Below are 20,516 nucleotides of genomic sequence, written 5' to 3'. Positions count from 1 at the left end.
AAAAGTTGTCCTAGCGTCGCTTGTTCACGTCTAAGATCACCTTGGGAAATCGTTTTTTAGTCAGTCATGGTTTGATTGTGGTCTGCAGTGAATGTTTGACCGGTAGATTGATCTTTGTTTTCTTTCGATGTCTCTAAGTCTAAAGCAGCACTCCCTTTATGAATACTTTTTATCGTTAAAGACTCAAAATAGTCTCTTTCCTCCGCCTTTATGTTCGCCCCGGCGACGAAAAGTAATAGTGCCATATTTTTGTTTCTTTTTTCCAATGCAATCATGAGAGCGCTTTTCGAACATGAGGTAGGTAAGTTAACTTCGGCTCCTTTATCAATGAGATATTTCACGATCTTTTCGTTGTTGCAATTTACCCCATGCATTAACGCCGTCCAGCCTTGATGATCCGCTTGATTGATATCGGTGCCTTTTTGTATCAGTAATTCCATGACATCCAGTTTCCCGCGAAAGGAGGCAATCATAAAGGGGGTTTGATTGTTGCTATCTTTAACATTTATATTTTTAGTTAAGACTATAAGCAAGTTGATGATGTTCTGGTTGGTAGAGTATTTGATGGCCAGGTGTAACGCTGTTTCTCCTTTGTTATTGGTTAGCTCGCTATTGGCGCCCCTTGCGATCAGCTGCATAAACGTTGATAAATCGTTTTTAATAACGGTCATCATCAGCGGACTAAAACCCTCTGTGCCCGTTAAATCGCTGTCCGCGCCGTTGTCTAGCAGGCTGCTTATGATTTCTTTTTTAACAACAAGATGGCAATTAATCTCATGCAGCGGGTCGTCGCTTGGACCCGTTTCGTCACATGGAGTGCTGCGGTATTCGGACGTATCGCTATTGAGCACAGCCATATAGCTCTCCTCACATGACATGTCGGTACAATGTAAATTATCTAATTTAAAATTTTTATCAATGATATTTAATAGGGCATTATCCGCTGCTATTTTGGCTTTGCCAAATAATCTTTTAGGCTTGGCAACGTCGAAAATATCCTCTTCACAGGCGGTTTCGTCACAAATGATGTCATCGCAACGCAATTCTTGTGGCTGTTCTTCTTCTGGACGAAAGCGGAGATAATAATCTTTATGATTGACTTTTCCCAACGTCAATTTTTGCAGCTGATGTTTATTTCTTTCTTTTTCTTCATTCATCTCAAGAAACGATTTAACGGCCCACATTAATGCGGTATTGTTTTCCTTATCCCGAAGGTTTACGTCGGCGCCATCATTTCTTATCATAGGATTAACAAAGCCAGCATTAGAGTAGCTGGTGGCTGCCTGCATCATTAAATCGCTTATGCCATCATGGTTTTGGGCATTGCTGCTATTCCCAATTTCAGCACAAAAATTGATGTAGTTTTTTTCCAATTCAATAGCGCTTACCGCGATGTTTTTTGCGCCATTTACCGTTTGCAGGCATGCCTGACGTGTCTGGTCAATGAAAGGATTTTTAACTTTATTATTGCTGGCGGTAAGTTTTCTAATATGGTTTTTGATAATATCCTGCCAAACAATACTTTCAGGGGAATTACTTTTTTTCTCTTCAGGGGCGTGCCTTTTATTTGCGTTATGCTTTTTTTTACGCGTGACGTTATGTTGAAACGTCGGCGCTATATGATCCTCTGTCCGTTTTCTTCTTTTATTATCATCTGAATCCTTTGCGGGAGTAAGCGTTGGCAGAATGCTTTGCGTCGTCAGCGTTGCCTGCTGTGGTGTTCGAGATGATAAGTCAGATAGGTGTGTGTTCAGCAATTCAGTGATGTTGTTATCTTTATTTGCCTCAGCAATGTGGAGTGCTGTTATATTATCGGCATTCACAAAATTGACGTCAGCGCCTCTTTTCAACAAATAGTCGACCATTTTTAGCTCACCGCAATTTACGGCGTGCATCAAAACCGTCCAGCCCAGAGTATCGGTTTCTGTTAAATCAACGCCTTTGGCCAGCATGATAGCGATGATATCCCATTTCCCTCGCTGTACCGCCAGCATAAACGGCGTTTGACCCTTCTTATCTTTTTTATTGATATCAGTGGCGTAAAGCAAAAGCAATTCAACTATTCTCCAGCAGGTATTGTATTTTACCGCCAGATGAAGAGCCGTTTCACCCACGTTATTTTGCAGGTCAGCATTGGCTTTGTTTTTTAGCAGCTTTTCCAAGAGTGTTAATTCATTGCTTATTACCGCGAGCATCACTGCACTAAAGCCGCCGGTGCCTGTTAGGGTGACACTGGCGCCGTGGCCAATCAAGGTGTGGATTATCTGTAATATTGCTTTATCTTTGCGTTGCGTGGGAAAGAGATCGATGTTTATTTTCACCTCTTCGAATGTTTTATCCCTTGCCGATTTTAATTTTTTTTCTCTGCGTTCTGATGGATTCTCGCGGGCGCGATCCGTTGACATAGCGCCGTTAATCCATAGTTCTGACGCGCTTTTCCATTTTTTTAGATAGCGTAGTTTTTCTCTATATTGCTGGCTAACCAATGCAAGGCTCTTAATGGCCCAGATCAATGCCGTGTTTCCTTCTTGATCTTGCAGGTCTATTTTTGTGCCATTATTTAATAAATTTATAACATACTCTAGGCTGTACGTGGTGGCTGAAGCCACCATCAAACGTGTTATTCCATGTTGATTTTGTGCGTTAATGTCGCTGCTGTTAATCCTTGCTTCATATAAACGTTTATTGTCAAACACACGATTATTTGCAATAACACCATTTGCTTTTCCCATCTGAGGCAGGCAATTGAGTATTGCTTGTTTTCGATGAATATACGCATTGCGATGTTCTGCCGTGATATTTTCGCTCTTGTTCTTTTTTAAATCGTGCAATAATGGTTTTTCTTTAAATTTATTATTTTTGGTTGAGTTATTACCATAGCGCTCTTCAGCCTTAGCCAGCATGGGTAAAACCCTATTGGTTATTAAGTCTAGCTGTGCAGTATAATTGGCAAGATTATTGCCCTTCGAGGCTAGTGACATAGTTTTTGACAAATTAGCCAACTCAGGCTGTAGGTATGGCTGCAATGTCGTATTCATTTAATTCCTCTCTAAATATTTATAACGAAAAGTGTTCGTAAAGAGCTTGTAGCGGCCTCTAAGAACGTATCCTGATTTCAAGGTTGGGTATATAAGAAAACGCAGTTGATATGAGATGTGTTTACTATTCTCGTTTATTTATAATATGTGTAAATATGTTTTTCTAGAAGATTACCACCTTAGCCGAATATTAGGATTGGGTGCTAATATATTTATAATAATTGAGGGGGCGTTTAGCCATGGAACGCCTGGTTGGGAACGTTTGGTTGGGAAAGATGGTTGGGTACTGACAAACCGGCAAGGAGAGTTTCCTTTTAAGTGCCGTCGCCGGTGAAAAGGGAAGATGAGCAAAGGATCGCTGCCGACCATGGGTTCGGCAGCGGGATTTTTATGGCTTGTTATGCCGCTCACGCAAACGGCCAATCACCCGGCTGAGATTCAGATCCTGATCCTGCAGTAAAACCAGCAGGTGATAGACCAGGTCGGCGGCTTCGTTGGTTAATTCCTCCCGGTCATGGACCGTGGCCGCCAGGGCCGTTTCTACGCCTTCTTCCCCCACCTTCTGGGCGATGCGCTTGGTGCCGCTGGCATAGAGCCGGGCGGTATAGGAGCTTTGCGGATCGGCGTTTTTTCTGCCCGCCAGCAGGGTTTCCAGCTGGTACAAAAAGCCCCAGTCGGTGGCGGCGGGGGAGAAGCAGCTGTCGGCGCCGGTATGGCAGGTGGGGCCGTCGGGATTGGCCAGGATCAAGAGCGTGTCGTTATCACAGTCGGCATGGATGCTGACGACGTTCAGGAAGTTGCCGGAGCTTTCTCCTTTGGTCCACAGCCGCTGCTTGCTGCGGGAAAAGAAGGTGACCTTGCCGGAGTCTTGCGTGACCTGCAACGCTTGCGGATTCATATAGCCCATCATGAGGACTTCGCCGGAGACCGCATGCTGGATAATCGCGGGCATCATTTGACCGGTTTTGGTCCAATCCAGCCGGGCGCGTTGTTGTTCGGTTAACATAATCTGATCTCTACTCCCTGTTGTGCGAGAAACGCTTTCAACTCTCTGATATTGATGATTTGTTTGTGGAATACCGAGGCCGCCAGCGCGCCGTCCACTTCGGCGTCGCGAAAGGCTTCCAGGAAGTGTTCCGCCGTGCCGGCTCCGCCGGAGGCAATTAAAGGTACGTGGCACAGTTCGCGGATAAGCTTGAGCTGTTTCAGGTCGTAGCCGTTGCGGACGCCGTCCTGGTTCATCATGTTCAGGACAATTTCACCGGCGCCGCGCCGCTGGACTTCCGATACCCAGTCAGGGGTCAGCCATTGGGTCACGCGTGTGCGGGTTTCGTCGCCGGTATATTGATTGACCTGATAGGTACCGCTGCCGGCGTCGAACCAGGTATCGATGCCCACGACGATACACTGTACGCCGAAGCGATCCGCCAGGCGGGTGATGAGGGTCGGGTCCGCTAGCGCCGGCGAATTAATGGAAATTTTGTCGGCGCCGAACGACAGTATGCGGCCGGCTTGTTCGAGGGTCTTGATGCCTCCCGCCACGCAGAAGGGAATATCTATCACTTCGGCCACGCGTTCCACCCAGCTCTGATCAACTACCCGGTCGTCCGACGAGGCGGTGATGTCGTAGAACACCAGTTCGTCGGCGCCTTCCTCGGCGTAACGCCGGGCCAGGGGCACGATGTCGCCGATGATTTCATGGTTGCGGAACTGTACGCCTTTCACCACTTGTCCGTCCCGGACGTCCAGGCAGGGAATTATACGTTTTGCCAGCATGCGATGGCCTCCTCAAGGGTGAATTTGCCTTCCAGCAGGGCGCGGCCCACGATCACCCCTTGAACGCCGCTGGTGCGCAGCTGTTTGATATCTTCCAGGCCGCCGATACCGCCGGAAGCCTGAAAAGCGATGGCGGGGTAGGCGCGGCAAAGATCCCGGTACAAAGCGACGTTAGAGCCTTGCAGGGTACCGTCGCGGGAAATGTCCGTGCACAATACATGTTTGAGACCGTAGGCTTGATACTGGCCGATGGCTTCCTCCAGCGTCATGCCCGAATCCTGCTGCCAGCCGCTCACCGCCACCCGGCGCTGTCCCTGGTCGTCGATGCGGACATCCAGGGCCAGCACCAGTGCATCCGGACCGAAACGTTCAAACCACCCCTGTACCTCCCGCGGCTGTTTCACCGCCGTAGATCCCACCACCACCCGGGTGGCGCCGGCCTCCAGCAGTGCCTCCACATCCGATAGGGTGCGGATGCCGCCGCCTATCTGCACCGGCGCCGGCGTTACGCCGGCCAGCAGCGTCTTCAGCAGGGGAATTTGGCGCGCGGCCGGGTCTTTGGCGCCGGTAAGATCCACCAGGTGCAGGAGCTGTGCTCCTTGCCGAACGTAATTCTGCAGGCGGGGCAGGGGATCGTTGCCATACCGCCGGCTTTGTCCGTAGTCGCCCTGATGCAGCCGCACCACCTGGCCATCAATTAAATCCAAAGCGGGAATAATCACCGGTTACATCTCCAGAAAGTTTTTCAGTAAACGGGCGCCGGCGGCGCCGGAGCGCTCGGGGTGGAACTGCACGCCGAAGAAATTTTCCTGCTCCACCGCCGCGCTGAACGGCTCGCCGTAATTGCATTGGGCCAGGGTGGCGGCACAGAGCGGCATGGCATAGCTGTGGACAAAATAGAAATAGCTGCCGTCATCGATGCCGCGGAACAAACGGCTGTCGCTGCGGGCCTGTACCTGGTTCCAGCCCATGTGCGGCAGCGGCAGGCCGAAATCGGTCATTTTGACCACCGGGGTATCGATGATGTCCAGGGTGCGGATGCCGCCGTTTTCCTCGCTCGCGCTGCCCAACAATTGCATACCCAGACAAATGCCCAATACCGGCTGGGTGCAGGATTTCACCAGGTCAATCAGGCCGCGTTCCCGCAGTTGTTCCATCGCCGCGCGGGCGGTGCCCACGCCGGGCAGGAAGAGTTTATCCGCCCGCAGGACGGTATCGGTTTCGCGGCTGACCGTCGGTTGATAGCCGAGGCGGCGCACGGCGGCGGTGACGGAAAAGAGATTGGCGCAGCCGGTGTCCAGGATCACGACGTTCATCAGAGCACTCCTTTCGAGCTGGGCAGGGTGTTGCCTTCCACCCGGATTGCCTGGCGCAGGGTACGTCCGAACACTTTAAACAAGCTTTCCACCCGGTGGTGATCGTTTTTACCCTTGGTTTTCAGATGCAGGGTGCAGGCCATGGCGTACGACAGGGAGCGGAAAAAATGTTCCACCATTTCGGTGCTGAGATCGCCCACCCGCTGATAGCTATATTCCGCCTTGTATTCCAGGTGCGGGCGGCCGGAAATATCCAGCGCGCAGCGCGCCAGGCATTCGTCCATGGGCAGCATAAAACCGAAACGGCCGATGCCGCGCTTGTCCCCCAGGGCCTGGTTAATGGCTTCGCCCAGCGCCAGGGCGGTATCCTCCACCGTATGGTGGTCGTCAATATACAAATCCCCCTTGACGTCGATGTGCATACGAAAGCCGCCGTGGGTGGCTATCTGATCCAGCATATGATCAAAAAAGCCGACGCCGGTATTGATGCTGCTGTCTCCTTCCCGGTCGAGCCAGACCTGGACATCGATGGCGGTTTCACGGGTGACGCGGTTAACGCGGGCGTAGCGGTCGCGGCGGGTCAGTTGCCCGGCTATCGCCGGCCAATCCAGGGCTTCGGGCTGGTAGCGCAGCCCCTTGATGCCCATATTGTTCGCCAACTGCATATCGGTTTCCCGATCTCCTATCACATAACTGTTGGCGGTATCCATCAGGCCGTTTTCCATATAGACCTGTACCATGCCGGTGCCGGGTTTGCGGCATTCGCAGCCATCGGACGGCAGATGGGGACAGATTAATACCTTGTCGAACCGGATGCCTTGGGAAGCGAAGATCTGCATCATCATTTTATGGGGCGCATCGAAATCCGGCTGCGGGAAGCTGGCGGTTCCCAGTCCGTCCTGATTGGTGATCATAATCAGGCTAAAGCCGGCTTTTTGCAGCGCCAGCAGGGCGGCGATGACCCCCGGCTCCAGCGCCAGCTTGTCCAGCCGGTCGACCTGGAAATCTTCCGGTTCGGTGATAAGCGTGCCGTCGCGATCGATAAACAGTAGTTTCTGCTTCACAATGCCTCCTGGCGGCGGGTTGCGGTTACCGGCAGTTCACGAAGCGCGGCCACCACCCGCCGGCACTCTTCCCGGGTGCCGATGGTGATGCGCAGGCAATCGGTCAGGCCCGGCTGTTTGCTTTGATTACGCAGGATAATGCCTTGATCCCAGAGGCTTTTAAACGCCGGGCTGCCGGGAGCGAAACGCACCAGCAAATAGTTGCTTTCGCTGGGATAGACCTCCAGCACCGCATCGCACTCTTGCAGTTCATTCGCCAGCCATTGCCGGGTGGCGGTGATTTGGGCCACCCGTTCGCGCATCAGCGCCACGCCCTCGGCGCTTAAGGCCTGTTCGGCGATATCCGCCACCGGCAGCGACAAGGGATAGGGCGCAATCACCTTTAACAAAAGCTGGATCACCTCGGCGCCGGCCAGTACGAAACCGCAGCGCAACCCCGCCAGGGCGAAGGCTTTCGACAGGGTGCGCAGGATAACCAGGTGCGGGTAGTGCGCCAGCCAGCCGGCCAGGGTCGCCCGGGGGCAGAATTCGATATAGGCTTCGTCCGCCACCACCAGCGCCCGGCCGCGGGTCATCTCCAGCAGCGCTTTGAGTTCTTCGGGCTGGATAATGTTGCCGGTGGGATTATTAGGGCTGCAAACGTATACCAGCTTGACGCCGTCCAGCTGTGCTTCGATGGCGGGCAGGTCCAACTGCCAGTCAGGAAGGGCCGGGACGGTACGGCGCGCCACGCCGAAGGTCTCGGCGCTGACGGCATACATGCCGTAAGTGGGCGGACAAAACAGGACAGCATCCCGGCCCGGTTCGCAAAAGGCACGAATCAGCAGCTCTATGCCTTCATCGGCGCCGCGGCAGACCAGCACGCCGTCGGGCCTTACGCCGGCATAGGCGGCATAACCGTTAATCACCTGTTCGGGCTGGCAGGCCGGATAGCGGTTCAAATTGCCGTAGCGCGGTTTAAAGGACGGCGGCAGGGGATATTCGTTGGCGTTGAGCCAGACATCACCGCTACCCCCGAGGCGTCGCGCCGATTGATAGGGCTCCAGCGCCAATACGTTGGCGCGCGCCAGGTGGCTAATAGTCATGGTTGCTCCTGTAATGCGTTGAGTGCGGCGACACGCACGGTGACGGCGTATTTATGGGCGGTGAGCTGTTCCGCCGCGGCCAGGATTTCAATGGTGGGCGCCAATCCCAGCAACCCTTGCGGCGTGAGATGCTGGACGGTCATCCGCTTTTGAAAGTCCGCCAGTCCGAGGCTTGAATAGGTGGTGGTGTAGCCATAGGTAGGCAGCACGTGGTTGGTACCGGAAGCATAATCCCCAGCCGACTCCGGCGACCAGTCGCCGAGAAATACCGACCCGGCATTGATGATGGCCGGCACCCACTGTTCCGCATCGCGGGTCTGGATAATCAGGTGCTCGGGTCCGTATTCATTGCTGATCTCGATGCATTGCGCCAGGTCGCGGGCAATAATCAAACGGCTGCTCTTAAGGGCCCGGCGGGCGATATCGCCACGGGAGAGCCGAGCGAGCTGCGCGTCGGTTTCCCGGGCCACCGCATCGGCGATGGCCGGATCGGGGGTGAGCAGGATGACCTGGGAATCCGGACCGTGTTCCGCCTGGGACAGTAAGTCGGCGGCGATAAACGCCGGAGTGGCATGGCTATCGGCTATCACCAGCACCTCGGAGGGGCCGGCGGGCATGTCGATGGCCGCGCCGCCGGGGAGCTGGCTTATCTGGCGTTTGGCCTCGGTGACATAGGCGTTGCCGGGACCGAAGATTTTATCCACCTTGGGTATGGATTCGCTGCCGAAGGCCATGGCGGCGATGGCCTGCGCCCCACCCACCTGATAGACCTCCTGTACGCCGCACAGCCGCGCCGCATAGAGGATTTCATCAGCGATGGGGGGCGGAGAGCAGAGGATCACCTTGGCGCAGCCGGCGATGCGCGCCGGGGTCGCCAGCATCAATACCGTGGAAGGCAGCGGCGCCGAGCCGCCGGGAATATAGAGACCCGCCGAGGCCACCGGGCGGGTCAGCTGGCGGCAGCGCACGCCGGGCTGGGTTTCCACATCCACCGGCGGCAGCTGCTGGGCGCGATGGAAACAGTCGATATTTTTTACCGCCGTCGCCATGGCCTGTTTTACTTCCGGCGCCAGGCGTTCCGCAGCCTGTTCGATAGCCTCAGCGCTGACCCGCAATTGTTCGGTGGCGGTGTGGTCGAAGCGCTGGTTAAGGGTTTTAATGGCGTCATCGCCGCCCTGGCGGACCTGGGCGATAATGTCGCGCACCGCGTCGCCAATCCTGTCCGAGGCCGCCACGGCGGGGCGGGCCAGCAGAGCCGCCCGCTGCGTCGGCGAGCACGCGTCCCAGCGAATCGGCGTTGAAAAAGGGGAGGGGGTCATCAGGCTACTCCATCATTTTTTCAATGGGCAGTACCAGAATGGAGCTGGCACCGAGGGCTTTGAGATTTTCCATCGTTTCCCAGAACAGGGTTTCGCTGCTGACCATATGCATGGCCACCCGCTGTTTATCGCCGGCCAGCGGCAGGATGGTGGGGCGTTCGGCGCCCGGCAGCAGGGCCACGATATCGTCAAGACGTTCGGTGGGGGCATGCAGCATGATGTATTTCGATTCCCGGGCCTGGATGACCCCCTGGATGCGGATCATCAGTTTGTCGATCAGCGCCTGCTTGGCCGGCGGCAGCTCAACGTCGCTTTGGATGAGGCAGGCCTTGGAGCGGTAAATCACCTCTACTTCCCGTAAACCGTTGGCCTCGAGGGTGGCGCCGGTGGAAACCAGATCGCAGATGGCGTCCGCCAGGCCGGCGCGGGGGGCCACTTCCACCGAGCCGTTCAGCAGGCAGGATTTGAAGTTGATACCCAGTTTATCGAGATATTGTTTGAGCAGGTGCGGATAGGAGGTGGCGATGCGTTTGCCTTGCAGGCACTGCGGTCCGGTGAAGGGCTCATCCAGAGGCAGCGCCAGCGACAGCCGGCAGGCGCCGAAATCCAGGCGGCGCAGGATAAAATACCGGGGGTCTTCACCCTGGGCGCGGCGATTGAGCAGCTCTTCTTCCAGGACATTTTCACCGATAATACCCAAATCCACCACGCCGTCCATCACCAATCCGGGGATATCGTCGTCACGGACGCGCATGATGTCGATGGGCATGTTTTCCGCAAAAGCCAGCAAACGCTGCTGCTGGAGATTGATTTTAATGCCGCAGTGCTCAAGCAGTTTCTGCGAGTCCGTGCTGAGCCTGCCTGATTTTTGCATCGCTATCCGTAAACGTGATTTGTCCAAAATGAAGTCCTCTAACCTAAGATTTGAAATTATCGAGCCAAAAAAAAACCCTCGGAAGAAATCTTCCGAGGGCTCTCTTACGTTCTGCGCCACTGGAAGATTTTTGTCTTCCAGCACCAAACGCCTGAAAGACTAGTCAGGGTGATGGTGGTGATGGTGGCTAAACTGAACGCAGTACATAAATATTCTCGCAATAAGCTGATGAAACGGTGTATTACATTTATAGTTAACCTAACGATATTTGCCGCCGAGTGCAACTTTTTTTTGCCGATTGGCTTGACGTTTAGCAGCGAGGCTACCGATCCTGTGAGAACGGAGCCTTGCGGATGAGGGATTATGAAAAAAATTGCGATTGTGGGTTTAGGGTGGCTGGGAATGCCCCTGGCCCTGTCATTACTGGCCAAAGGCTATGGCGTCACCGGAACGAAAACCACCCCGGACGGGGTTGATGCGGCCCGGATGTGCGGCGTGGAGTGTTATCCGCTGCTGCTGACGCCGGAGATCCAGGCCGAGCCGGATGATATGGCCGCTCTGCTCCAGGTTGACGCGCTTATCGTGACCCTGCCGGCGGGCCATACCGCGCAGCGGCCGGAGGACTATTTCCTGGCGGTCCGGCAGGTGGTGGACAGCGCGCTGTCCTTCGGCGTGCCGCGGATTATTTTTACCAGCTCCACGTCGGTATACGGCGATACCGTCGGCACCCTGCGGGAGAACAGCCCGCTGGAGCCGGTGACCCCCACGGCGATTTGCCTGAGGGAACTGGAGCAGTGGCTGCATCGCCTGCCCAATACCTCGGTGGATATCCTGCGCCTGGCGGGGCTGGTGGGGCCGAGCCGCCATCCCGGCCGGTTTTTGGCGGGCAAAACCCATTTACCCGGCGGTTCCCATGGGGTGAATCTGGTGCATCAATCCGATGTGATAAGCGCTATCGAATTGTTGCTTAAACTGCCCAAGGGCGGACATTTGTATAATATCTGCGCCCCGGGGCATCCGGCGAAACGGGACTACTATCCGGCGCGGGCGCGTGAATTGGGCACCAAGCCGCCGGAATTTTTGCCCGGCGACGACAAGGAAACCGGTAAAATCGTCGACGGTAACCGTATCTGCCGTGAGCTGGGCTTTGAATATCAGTATCCGGATCCCGCGCTGATGCCGATCCGGTTATCCTAGCCGGGGACGTATTTGCCAATACCGGCGATTGCCGCTATGTTTTTTATAGCGGGCGTAGTGTGCGCTCTCGGATTTGGCGTCAGCCATAATCTCATCAGCAGCATATTCATGCGGGTGGTCTATGCATAATCTCAAGGAAGCCGAGCCTTGTACGGCCGTTCGCCGTGCAGCGCGATACGATGAGAGTCGAACCAGCGCGTTCCAGCGGGAAGTCCATGCTTACCTGGAACGCTATCCCCATACGCAGCATGTCGATATTCTTCTCACCGATCTGAATGGTTTTTTCCGCGGTAAACGTCTTCCCGTCGCCAGCCTGGCGAAAATTGAAAACGGCTGTTATTTCCCCTCATCGGTTTTTGCCATCAACCTCTACGGCCATACGGTGGAGGAAGCGGGACTCGGACAGGAAAAAGGCGAGCCGGATCATCTGTGCATGCCGGTGGCCGGTACATTAATGCCTTCCGCCGCCGATCCCTTCCATATTGCCCAGCTTATGCTGACCATGCTGGATGAGGACGGGTCGCCGTTTGCTGTTGAACCGCGCAACGTGTTGAATCAGGTTTGGCATGTCCTAAAGCAGCAGGATATTTTCCCGGTGGTGGCGGTGGAAATGGAGTTTTACCTGGTGGATCAGGACCGGGATTCCTCCGGCATGCTGCAGCCGCCCTGTGCGCCTGGCACCCATGAACGCCATACCCAGCCCCAAATCTATTCATTGGAAAATCTGGATAACTTCGCCGCCGTGCTGGACGATATCCACCGCTTGGCCGGTTTACAGAAATTGCCTCTCAACGGCGCGGTAGCCGAATCTTCCCCCGGCCAGTTCGAAATCAATCTGCTGCATGGGGATAATCTATTGAAGGCCTGCGATCACGCCCTGCAGCTCAAACGGCTGGTGCGGCTGGTGGCGGAAAATCACGGCATGAACGCCACCTTTATGGCGAAGCCTTACGAGGACTTCGCCGGCAGCGGTATGCATTTGCATATCAGCCTGCAGGACGGCCTAGGCAAAAATCTGCTGTCCGACGCCGCCGGCCGGAATTCCCCGCTGATGCGCCGCATCCTGGCCGGAATGCTGGATTTGCTGCCGGCTTCCATGGCGGTATTGGCGCCGAATGTCAATGCCTTCCGGCGTTTCCAGCCGGGCATGTATGTGCCGACCCAGGCCAACTGGGGCTATAACAACCGGACCGTGGCGCTGCGCATTCCCTGTAGCGACAGTGCCAATCACCGGGTGGAATACCGGGTTCCGGGGGCTGATGCCAATCCCTACCTGGCCCTGGCCGCGGCGCTGGCCGGCATAGCCCATGGTTTGGAGCATCCGTTGCCGCTGCCACAGGAGGTCACCGGCAACGGCGAGGAGCTGCAGGGGGCGACGCTGCCCATCCGGCAATGCGAGGCACTGCGGCTTTTTGCCGGCAATCAGGCGTTAACGCATCGATTGGGCGAGCATTTTTGCCATGTTTTCCATACCTGCAAACAGGCGGAGCTGCGGCATTTCGAACGTATGGTGACGCAGACCGAAATCGGCTGGATGCTGAAAAACGCTTGAAGCTGCTGTAACTTAAAGCTGCTGCAGATAGTCAAACAGCGCCTTTAACAGCCGAAGGTGGTTTTCATTGTCCTGGTGTTCCGCATAAAGCCGTTCCAGGGTCGCGACGTAGGTTTGTAATTTTTCCGCACTGAACACATTCTTGCGATAGGCCAGCCAGCGCTGCTGTTCGCCGTCATCCAGGGTATGGGGAAAATTTCGCGCCCGATAGCGAAATAGCAGCTCTTCCAGCCGGCCGTCGACAAAGCTGATATCCAGCGCCGGCAGATTGACCGGATCGGTTTCCAGGATAATCCCCATCGCCGTCCGGTCGGCGTCGCTGAAAAAGCCGTTATACAACTGGGCATCCACATCCTGCGAAGGGACAAAAGGTTCCGCCTCGCTAAATATCGCTAAAACCTTTTCCCGCACTTCGGCATGCTGGCGTAAAATGAGCAGGTTATCCAGGCAGCGCTGCCTGTCGATACCCAGCCGCTGTGCGTCCTCCGGCCGCAGGGTATTGGCGGGGGCCAGCACCGGGCACTTGTTGATATGCACCAGCTTGATGGGCACCGGCGATTGCTCCCCCAGTTGATCCCGGCGGGTATAGAGCAGGGTCCGCAGCCGGTCCGCATCCAGGTCCAGCAAAACCGACATGTCGCCGGCCAGATCGCAGACAATCAATGCGTTCTGGTTATCCGGGTGCCAGGCCAGCGGCGCTATCCAGGCGGTATTGCCGCGTCCGGCGCCGAACATGCCCGATACATGCACCAGGGGTTTCATGGCGGCGATGTCAATCAACGCCTTCAGGGACTGCTTGCCGCGGTGACGGTAGAGATAATCGAACAGCTTAGGCTGCGCCTGGCGGGCCAGCCTGGCCATGGCCAGGGTGGCATGGACATCCGCCATGGCGTCATGGGCATGGGTATGTTCCACGCCGTTGGCCCGCGTCAGATGTTCCAAACGAAAACTGGGCAAGCCGTCATCGTTTTGCGGCCAGTTGATGCCCTCCGGACGCAGGGCATAACAGGCGCGCATTACATCCAGCAGATCCCAGCGGGAATTGCCCTGCTGCCAGCTGTAGGCATAGGGATCATAGAAGTTGCGGTAAAAAATATTGCGCGTCACTTCGTCATCGAAGCGGATGTTGTTGTAACCGAGGATGCAGGTATCCGGCACGCTGAACATAGCATGGATACGCCGGGCGAACTCCGCCTCGTTCACTCCCTCGCGGGCGGCCTGTTGAGGCGTAATGCCGGTGATCAGCACCGCTTCCGGGTCGGGCAGGTAATCGTCCGCCGGACGGCAGTAAAAGACCTGCGGCTCCCCCAGCGGGGCAAATTCCGAATCGGCCCGGATGCCGGCAAACTGGGCCGGGCGGTCCAGCGCCGGATGCTTGCCGAAGGTCTCGTAATCATGCACCAGAAAGGTCGGCTGTCTTTTTGTGTCCGCCATGGTATCTCATCGCTCTCCAAAGCTATGTCCGATACATGGTAAACCATATGCCGGCCTTACCGAAATATTTGATTCTAGTGGGCTTGGTGGAAAGGGATCGGGTAAGGGCAAGGGGGCCTTTTGAGCTTAATGATTCCGAGTATGTTTGCCTGCGGTCTGAAATAAAAGGCCTGACGGCCTTTTATAAGATTATTGATTATGTGCAAAGCTTGCATGAGTTATTACTCTCATGGCTAAAGTTGCTTTCTACATCATTGAGCATAGGTATCCCGGGCCGGGATAATAGGAACCATCGTATTTTTTTGGATGCGGGTGATAGCCAATGGCTTTCCCATTGCCATCCCGGGCGCAGGTGTTATCACCTTGCTCCTGCAAGTTTTGAGGTACGGCGCCAAATAAACCCGCATCATTCCAGAGCTGCTTTTGTCCGCTGGCCGTAACAATCCTTGGTGAAGTGCTGGAAGGATTGCTACCTGGGGTTCCGCTTAAATATGAACAGCCTGCAGACGAGAGAATAATAATAGCCAATGGGATTATATAAGTCGATCTGTTCAATTTTTTATTCCTGAGGATAGTTGTTCCAATGGAAACCGTTAACACAGTTTCAAGTTGAAATGGTTATTATATTTTTAAAGATTTGGTTTCTGTTAAAAAATATAACGGCATCAGTTTGCGTGTTAGTCAGCAGATATTCAATAATATTTATGTGAAGTATGGGTGAAATTTGACTTTAACCCAAATTTCATAAGTGAAATGAACTTATGAAATTTATTTTTTAGTGAAATCAGCACATATGAAATAAAGCCGCTATTAAAAAAATTGTGCCGCTTATTTGGTCTAACCAACTGAATAAAAACATTTAATCTGCTTTCGAAAATTTCAGCAAGAACAGCGGTCAAGTTTTGCGTGCAAATAACCCAAAGATTCTTATGCCGTCTGCCATATTGGCATTCCCCCAGGTCGGCTGTTTGGTTGATTTTGGCACTGTTAGCGCATGACCGGCCAGGAAGTGGCCTGGACCCCCTAAGGGATGCCAGGCTAGACAATTGGTATTGTAAACCCGATGCGGGCACGTCATAAAGGCTGCCCATTGAAATCAAATATGTGTGTCAGCCCAGGAGAGTCCTGGTCTATAACATGGCGCTGGGTTACTGTTTCAGCGCAGTATTTAGAAAACAAATCTTCGTATCTCAAATTATGCAATAGACCTGTTTTTTTTGGAAATCATATCTATTTGAAAAGCTGTAACCACATAGGGTCTTTATCTATAGATTCGGGCCAACCGTCAAACGCCATAAGGACTTCAGCATCGTTCGCAATGGCTTCGTAAAATCCGCTCAGATCTTTAGCAGCAAGACGAATGCGTATCAGGGAATTTAGTATGACGGATTCATTTTTATAAATTTTCCCTCTTTTCAGAATTTCAATCATTTTTCTCAAGGCATCATGCTTTTCTTGCAATAGTAAATCTAAATTATCTTTATAGTTAATTCTTAAGTCATTAAAATCTTTAACTTCCTTTTCTCTCATGCCGAGTGTGGAGATAAAAGCCTTTTTCAACTCTTCGAGATTTTCCGGCATAACTCTCTGTGAAAAGGTTGACTGAAATGATGGGGGCTGGTGAGTCGTTAGCGACGTTTTGTCCAATTCAGATTCCGTTTTCAAGCTTACAGATTTTGGCAATGAACTCCGCGAAATTTTATGGAGTCGCTGTGGCTGCGGGGAGAGTCTCGATGGCAGTGGCGCCGGAATTGATAAACGTGGCCGGGGAACCGGCTTTTGTTTTCGCAGGGTGACATGAGAGGCAGCGCGATCCTCCTGACCGTCATCATGGGCTTGCGTGCGGAGTGTGGCGTCAGAGCTTGCAAAGGCGCTCTGTTCATCTGAAAGACCGGGAGCTTTAACGTCTCCCGGCAGCAAGGCGTCGCCACGTTGGTCCACCGATATAAAGCTGAGCCTTTGAGCCGGTTTCGGCGTTTCACCGGTCAGGTGCCTCGATGCGCGTTTTTCCCGTGCCCGGAAAGCTGCCTGAGCGATAAGCTGCTGCTGCGTTTTTTGTGCTTTGATTGCTTCCAGCACGCATTGTCTGGCCTTGTTTTCCAACTTTCGGGACTCTTCGTCAATGAGGACCGTTTGACCGTCGGTGTCTTGATGGCTACTGCCAGGCGACCCTGCCTGGTGAAGATTAAGGGCGGCCGAAGGAGAATCAAACGGTTGCCCTGCCGTTGAGCCTGGTCCTTCAAGTACGATATTTGCGGCATTAGCCATTGAAGCTAGCGGGCTTTGGGTTTCATGATTTACCGGCTCATTATTGTGCTGATAGGAGGAGGTTTCTGTTAAGCTGATTGTATTATTATTCATGTTGTGAAGATCCTTTTCCATGATAAATAGAGAATTGTGGATAAACTGACTGTAACAAAACCAATTTTGTCGAGAAAATCATTGGCTGAAACGTATAATCTCATGGCTGGCAATGCTAAGTAAATAAGGTGTTTCTTAACTTTATATAAATAAAACCCTGATGGTGCATAAACGGAAAAAATGGATTTATGGAAATAATTATTAAAGTGCATTTTTACATCAAGAGTAATTGTTTTCGAGAGGGAATAATAGCCACCGCTTATTCGATAATGGAGCAATTAATGATTTACGAGCTATCTCACTACTTACTCCAGGAAGAATTCCAGGAAGAATTCGCTATCAACATTTCTACACACTTGGGTGGCACGAATGGCGGCTTGTCATCATAAAAACCTCCATTGCTTTGGGATCGCGGTGTTATGCCCTTCGTGCCCTGCCGCCTGATGCGGCCCGTTGTAAAGTTAGCCATTTAGAGATGACGGCAAGGTTTCATTATGTTATGCATGATAGGTTATCGATCATTTTCTGCGGGACTTATCCCATGCATACAGTGTTAGTGGTTTCCGGCGGTCTGCTTCTGCTTGGCGTGTTTGTGCTGGTGGCGCATTTTATCGCCGCCGTCACGCTGTTGGCGGCGGTCAAGGTTTTTATCGTGGTTTGGCTGGTGGTATCGCTGCTTAATTTATGGGGCGGAGTGACCCAAGGCGGTTATTCGCTGTTGGAGGAATTGCCGATGCTATTATTGGTGTTCGGCATTCCGGCGATTTTTTCGCTGATACTGCTGAAATGGGTAACTGCGGGGTGAATGCCGCCCTTATTCCTGAGCAATGCGTGATCGCTGTCTCAATTTAACCTGCTCTGCCGGCTCGGGCTCTCTTTGGAGTAAAGCTGGCTGTAAGATGTTATTGCAAAGACCTTCCCTAACGGAACCGCCATTATAGTCTACCCCGGATTATCAGTAAGAGATTATCAAAGCTTTCTTAGTGGATCACAAATATGAATAAAGCGGCTGTCAATATTGTTTAGGCAATGTTATGAGGATGGGGAATACAACGGTTGGGTCCTCATCAGACGTCGTCTTAATTTAGAAAGCTAATAATCAACATGGAGGAGTCTATGCGAAACATCGCTTCCCATCTTGTCTGGGTTTTAGTCGCAATTGCCGGTGCCTTTGGGTTAGGTATTATCGCGTTGCATAACGGCGAGAAAATTAATGCGCTGTGGATTTTAGTGGTGGCGGTGTCGGTGTATTTAATTGCCTATCGCTATTACAGCCGTTTCATCGCCCGCCGCGTGTTGCAACTTGATCCGACGCGCATGACGCCGGCCTTCCGGCATAATGACGGACTGGATTTTGTGCCTACCAATAAATATGTGCTGTTCGGTCATCATTTCGCCGCCATTGCCGGCGCCGGACCTTTGGTGGGGCCGGTGCTGGCGGCGCAAATGGGATATCTGCCGGGCATGATCTGGATTCTGGCGGGGGTGGTGCTGGCCGGCGCGGTACAGGATTTCATGGTGCTGTTTGTTTCGCTGCGGCGGGATGGCCGTTCCCTTGGCGATCTGATCAAGCAGGAATTGGGCGCCGTGCCGGGGGTCATCGCCTTATTCGGCACCTTTATGATCATGATTATCATCCTGGCGGTGCTGGCGCTGATTGTGGTGAAGGCGCTGACGAACAGTCCCTGGGGGGCCTTCACCGTGGCCTTTACCATTCCGCTGGCCCTGTTTATGGGGATTTATCTGCGCTTTATCCGGCCGGGTAAAATCGGTGAGGTGTCCCTTATCGGTTTTGTTCTGTTGATGGCCGGCATTATTTTTGGCGGCGATGTGGCCCGCAGTCCGGCCCTGGCGCCGTTTTTTACCCTTGACGGCAAACAGCTGACCTGGGTCTTGGTGATATACGGCGGCGTGGCTTCTATCCTGCCGGTCTGGCTGCTGCTGGCGCCGCGGGATTATTTGTCCACCTTTCTGAAAGTGGGCACCATTATCGGCCTGGCCATCGGTATCGTCTTTATTGCCCCAACGCTGGAAATGCCGGCCATGACCCGTTTTGTGGACGGTACCGGGCCGGTATGGTCGGGTTCGCTGTTTCCTTTTTTGTTTATTACCATCGCCTGCGGCGCGGTGTCCGGTTTCCATGCGCTGATTGCCTCCGGCACCACGCCCAAAATGCTGGAAAACGAAAGCCAGGCGGCCTTTATCGGCTACGGCGGCATGCTGATGGAGTCCTTTGTGGCGATCATGGCGCTGGTGGCCGCCTCGGTTATCGATCCGGGTGTGTATTTCGCCATGAACAGTCCCGCCGCCGCGCTGGGAGGCTCCACGGTGGAAGCAGCAGCCGCCACCGTCAGCGGCTGGGGGTTTGAAGTGACGCCGGCCATGCTCACTCAGTATGCGCAATCGGTAGGGGAGAACAGCATCGTCTCCCGCGCCGGCGGCGCGCCGACGCTGGCGGTGGGTATGGCCCATATCCTCAGCCAGGCGGTCAGTTTTATCAGCATGGCCTTCTGGTATCATTTCGCGATCCTGTTTGAAGCGCTGTTTATCCTGACGGCGGTGGACGCCGGCACCCGCGCCGGGCGGTTTATGCTGCAGGATTTGCTGGGCGTCGCGGTACCCTCTTTACGGCGCACCGAATCCCTGGCGGCCAATGTTATCGCCACCGCGCTCTGCGTGGCCGCCTGGGGCTATTTTCTATATCAAGGGGTGGTTGACCCGTTGGGAGGCATCAACACGCTGTGGCCGCTATTCGGCATCGCCAACCAGATGCTGGCGGCCATGGCGCTGACGCTGTGTTTTGTGGTGCTGTTCAAGATGAAACGACAGATGTATGCCTGGGTGGCGGGGGTGCCGATGGCGTTTTTGCTGGTGTGCACCACCTCCGCGGGCTTGATAAAGATTTTTTCCGCCGACCCCAGGGTGGGTTTTCTGGCCCTGGCCAATAAATACCAGGCAGGCATCGATCAAAACCAGATTATCGGCCCGGCTAAAACCATGGTGGAAATGAACCGGCTGGTATTTAATAATCAGCTCAACGCCGGATTGACCGCCGTCTTTATCTTTGTGATGATCAGTATTTTCCTGTTTGGTATCCGTGCGGCGTATTTGGCTTACCGCCTTGATAAACGCAGCGATCGGGAAATTCCTTATCAGGCGCAGCCTTCGTTGAAATAGGCAATATGCCCCGCGCCGCGGGCGTGGGGCATATACCCGTCATACTTCAAGCCGCGGATATAAGCGGCGTTAAAGCCAGGTAATGAGGCCGATTACTGCCAGCCAGAAGAGAGAAGATAATAAAAAGACCAGTTTCCAGGCCAGGGATCTTGAAATATTTATCATATGCAGGTATATAATTGAACAAGGTTAAATAATAAGTTAACTATTTTTATGAATAACTAAAAATAATGCGATGGGAAAAATTATCCGGGCAGCATAACCTAAATAATAGCCGCGAAACAGCTTCCCCTCGGTAAAGTTGAATGAATTTAAGTAAAGTA

The 20,516-nt window shown here is 53.5% G+C and carries 16 protein-coding genes and 1 other annotated feature; of the genes, 4 read left to right on the top strand and 12 right to left on the bottom strand.

The features are described 5' to 3' along the window. Nucleotides 1-56 precede the first annotated feature (56 nt). From ACL2XO_RS18460 to hisG, 9 genes are all read right to left on the bottom strand, one after another. Nucleotides 57-3,038 carry an ankyrin repeat domain-containing protein gene (locus ACL2XO_RS18460; RefSeq protein ID WP_413741238.1) on the bottom strand — a complete coding sequence of 994 codons (2,982 nt, stop codon included), beginning with the start codon at nt 3,036-3,038 and terminating at the stop codon, nt 57-59. A gap of 388 nt (nt 3,039-3,426) precedes the next feature. Further along, complete coding sequence (gene hisIE, locus ACL2XO_RS18455) at nt 3,427-4,044, bottom strand: bifunctional phosphoribosyl-AMP cyclohydrolase/phosphoribosyl-ATP diphosphatase HisIE (RefSeq protein WP_132927544.1); 618 nt, start codon at nt 4,042-4,044, stop codon at nt 3,427-3,429. Next, nucleotides 4,038-4,814 carry an imidazole glycerol phosphate synthase subunit HisF gene (hisF, locus tag ACL2XO_RS18450; protein ID WP_413741237.1) on the bottom strand — a complete coding sequence of 259 codons (777 nt, stop codon included), beginning with the start codon at nt 4,812-4,814 and terminating at the stop codon, nt 4,038-4,040. Before hisF ends, hisIE begins: the two co-directional genes overlap by 7 nt. Then, on the bottom strand, nt 4,796-5,536 hold the full coding sequence (gene hisA, locus ACL2XO_RS18445) for a 1-(5-phosphoribosyl)-5-[(5-phosphoribosylamino)methylideneamino]imidazole-4-carboxamide isomerase (RefSeq protein WP_413725010.1): 741 nt from the start codon (nt 5,534-5,536) through the stop codon (nt 4,796-4,798). The genes hisF and hisA overlap by 19 nt, the downstream gene beginning before the upstream one ends. Nucleotides 5,537-5,539: 3 nt before the next feature. Beyond that, a complete protein-coding gene (hisH, locus tag ACL2XO_RS18440; RefSeq protein ID WP_132927550.1) occupies nt 5,540-6,130 on the bottom strand; it encodes an imidazole glycerol phosphate synthase subunit HisH in 591 nt (196 codons plus the stop codon). Beyond that, nucleotides 6,130-7,194 carry a bifunctional histidinol-phosphatase/imidazoleglycerol-phosphate dehydratase HisB gene (hisB, locus tag ACL2XO_RS18435; RefSeq protein ID WP_413741236.1) on the bottom strand — a complete coding sequence of 355 codons (1,065 nt, stop codon included), beginning with the start codon at nt 7,192-7,194 and terminating at the stop codon, nt 6,130-6,132. Before hisB ends, hisH begins: the two co-directional genes overlap by 1 nt. Then, nucleotides 7,191-8,279: a histidinol-phosphate transaminase gene (hisC, locus tag ACL2XO_RS18430; protein WP_413725008.1), complete on the bottom strand. Its 1,089-nt coding sequence runs from the start codon at nt 8,277-8,279 to the stop codon at nt 7,191-7,193. The genes hisB and hisC overlap by 4 nt, the downstream gene beginning before the upstream one ends. Further along, nucleotides 8,276-9,598 (bottom strand): histidinol dehydrogenase, encoded by a 1,323-nt coding sequence (gene hisD, locus ACL2XO_RS18425; RefSeq protein ID WP_413741235.1) that lies wholly within the window; start codon nt 9,596-9,598, stop codon nt 8,276-8,278. The genes hisC and hisD overlap by 4 nt, the downstream gene beginning before the upstream one ends. A gap of 4 nt (nt 9,599-9,602) precedes the next feature. Beyond that, nucleotides 9,603-10,502 (bottom strand): ATP phosphoribosyltransferase, encoded by a 900-nt coding sequence (gene hisG, locus ACL2XO_RS18420; RefSeq protein WP_132927558.1) that lies wholly within the window; start codon nt 10,500-10,502, stop codon nt 9,603-9,605. Between the two features lie 36 nt (nt 10,503-10,538). Then, nucleotides 10,539-10,656: a sequence feature (His leader region), on the bottom strand. Nucleotides 10,657-10,835: 179 nt separating this feature from the next. Here hisG and ACL2XO_RS18415 point away from each other — a divergent pair. Together ACL2XO_RS18415 and ACL2XO_RS18410 are read left to right on the top strand one after the other, a co-directional pair. After that, complete coding sequence (locus ACL2XO_RS18415) at nt 10,836-11,669, top strand: SDR family oxidoreductase (RefSeq protein ID WP_413741234.1); 834 nt, start codon at nt 10,836-10,838, stop codon at nt 11,667-11,669. Between the two features lie 121 nt (nt 11,670-11,790). Beyond that, complete coding sequence (locus ACL2XO_RS18410; RefSeq protein WP_413741233.1) at nt 11,791-13,221, top strand: glutamine synthetase family protein; 1,431 nt, start codon at nt 11,791-11,793, stop codon at nt 13,219-13,221. A 12-nt stretch (nt 13,222-13,233) separates the two neighbouring features. On the opposite strand, the gene sbcB is transcribed toward ACL2XO_RS18410, so the two are convergent. The 3 genes from sbcB to ACL2XO_RS18395 form a co-directional block, all read right to left on the bottom strand. After that, complete coding sequence (gene sbcB / locus ACL2XO_RS18405; RefSeq protein ID WP_413725005.1) at nt 13,234-14,655, bottom strand: exodeoxyribonuclease I; 1,422 nt, start codon at nt 14,653-14,655, stop codon at nt 13,234-13,236. Nucleotides 14,656-14,901: 246 nt separating this feature from the next. Further along, on the bottom strand, nt 14,902-15,210 hold the full coding sequence (locus ACL2XO_RS18400) for a hypothetical protein (protein ID WP_413725004.1): 309 nt from the start codon (nt 15,208-15,210) through the stop codon (nt 14,902-14,904). A gap of 675 nt (nt 15,211-15,885) precedes the next feature. Beyond that, nucleotides 15,886-17,016: a hypothetical protein gene (locus tag ACL2XO_RS18395; protein ID WP_413741232.1), complete on the bottom strand. Its 1,131-nt coding sequence runs from the start codon at nt 17,014-17,016 to the stop codon at nt 15,886-15,888. A gap of 541 nt (nt 17,017-17,557) precedes the next feature. On the opposite strand from ACL2XO_RS18395, the gene ACL2XO_RS18390 reads away from it, so the two are divergent. Continuing rightward, nucleotides 17,558-17,821: a hypothetical protein gene (locus tag ACL2XO_RS18390; RefSeq protein WP_132927568.1), complete on the top strand. Its 264-nt coding sequence runs from the start codon at nt 17,558-17,560 to the stop codon at nt 17,819-17,821. A 311-nt stretch (nt 17,822-18,132) separates the two neighbouring features. Beyond that, entirely contained in the window at nt 18,133-20,193 is a 2,061-nt protein-coding gene (locus tag ACL2XO_RS18385; RefSeq protein ID WP_413725002.1) for a carbon starvation CstA family protein, read from the top strand. Nucleotides 20,194-20,516 lie beyond the last annotated feature (323 nt).

Source organism: Sodalis sp. RH15 (assembly GCF_047324255.1).
Taxonomy (GTDB): domain Bacteria; phylum Pseudomonadota; class Gammaproteobacteria; order Enterobacterales; family Enterobacteriaceae; genus Acerihabitans; species Acerihabitans ligni.
The sequence above is the reverse complement of the archived record's forward strand: the minus strand, read 5'-3'. Positions and strand labels throughout refer to the sequence as shown.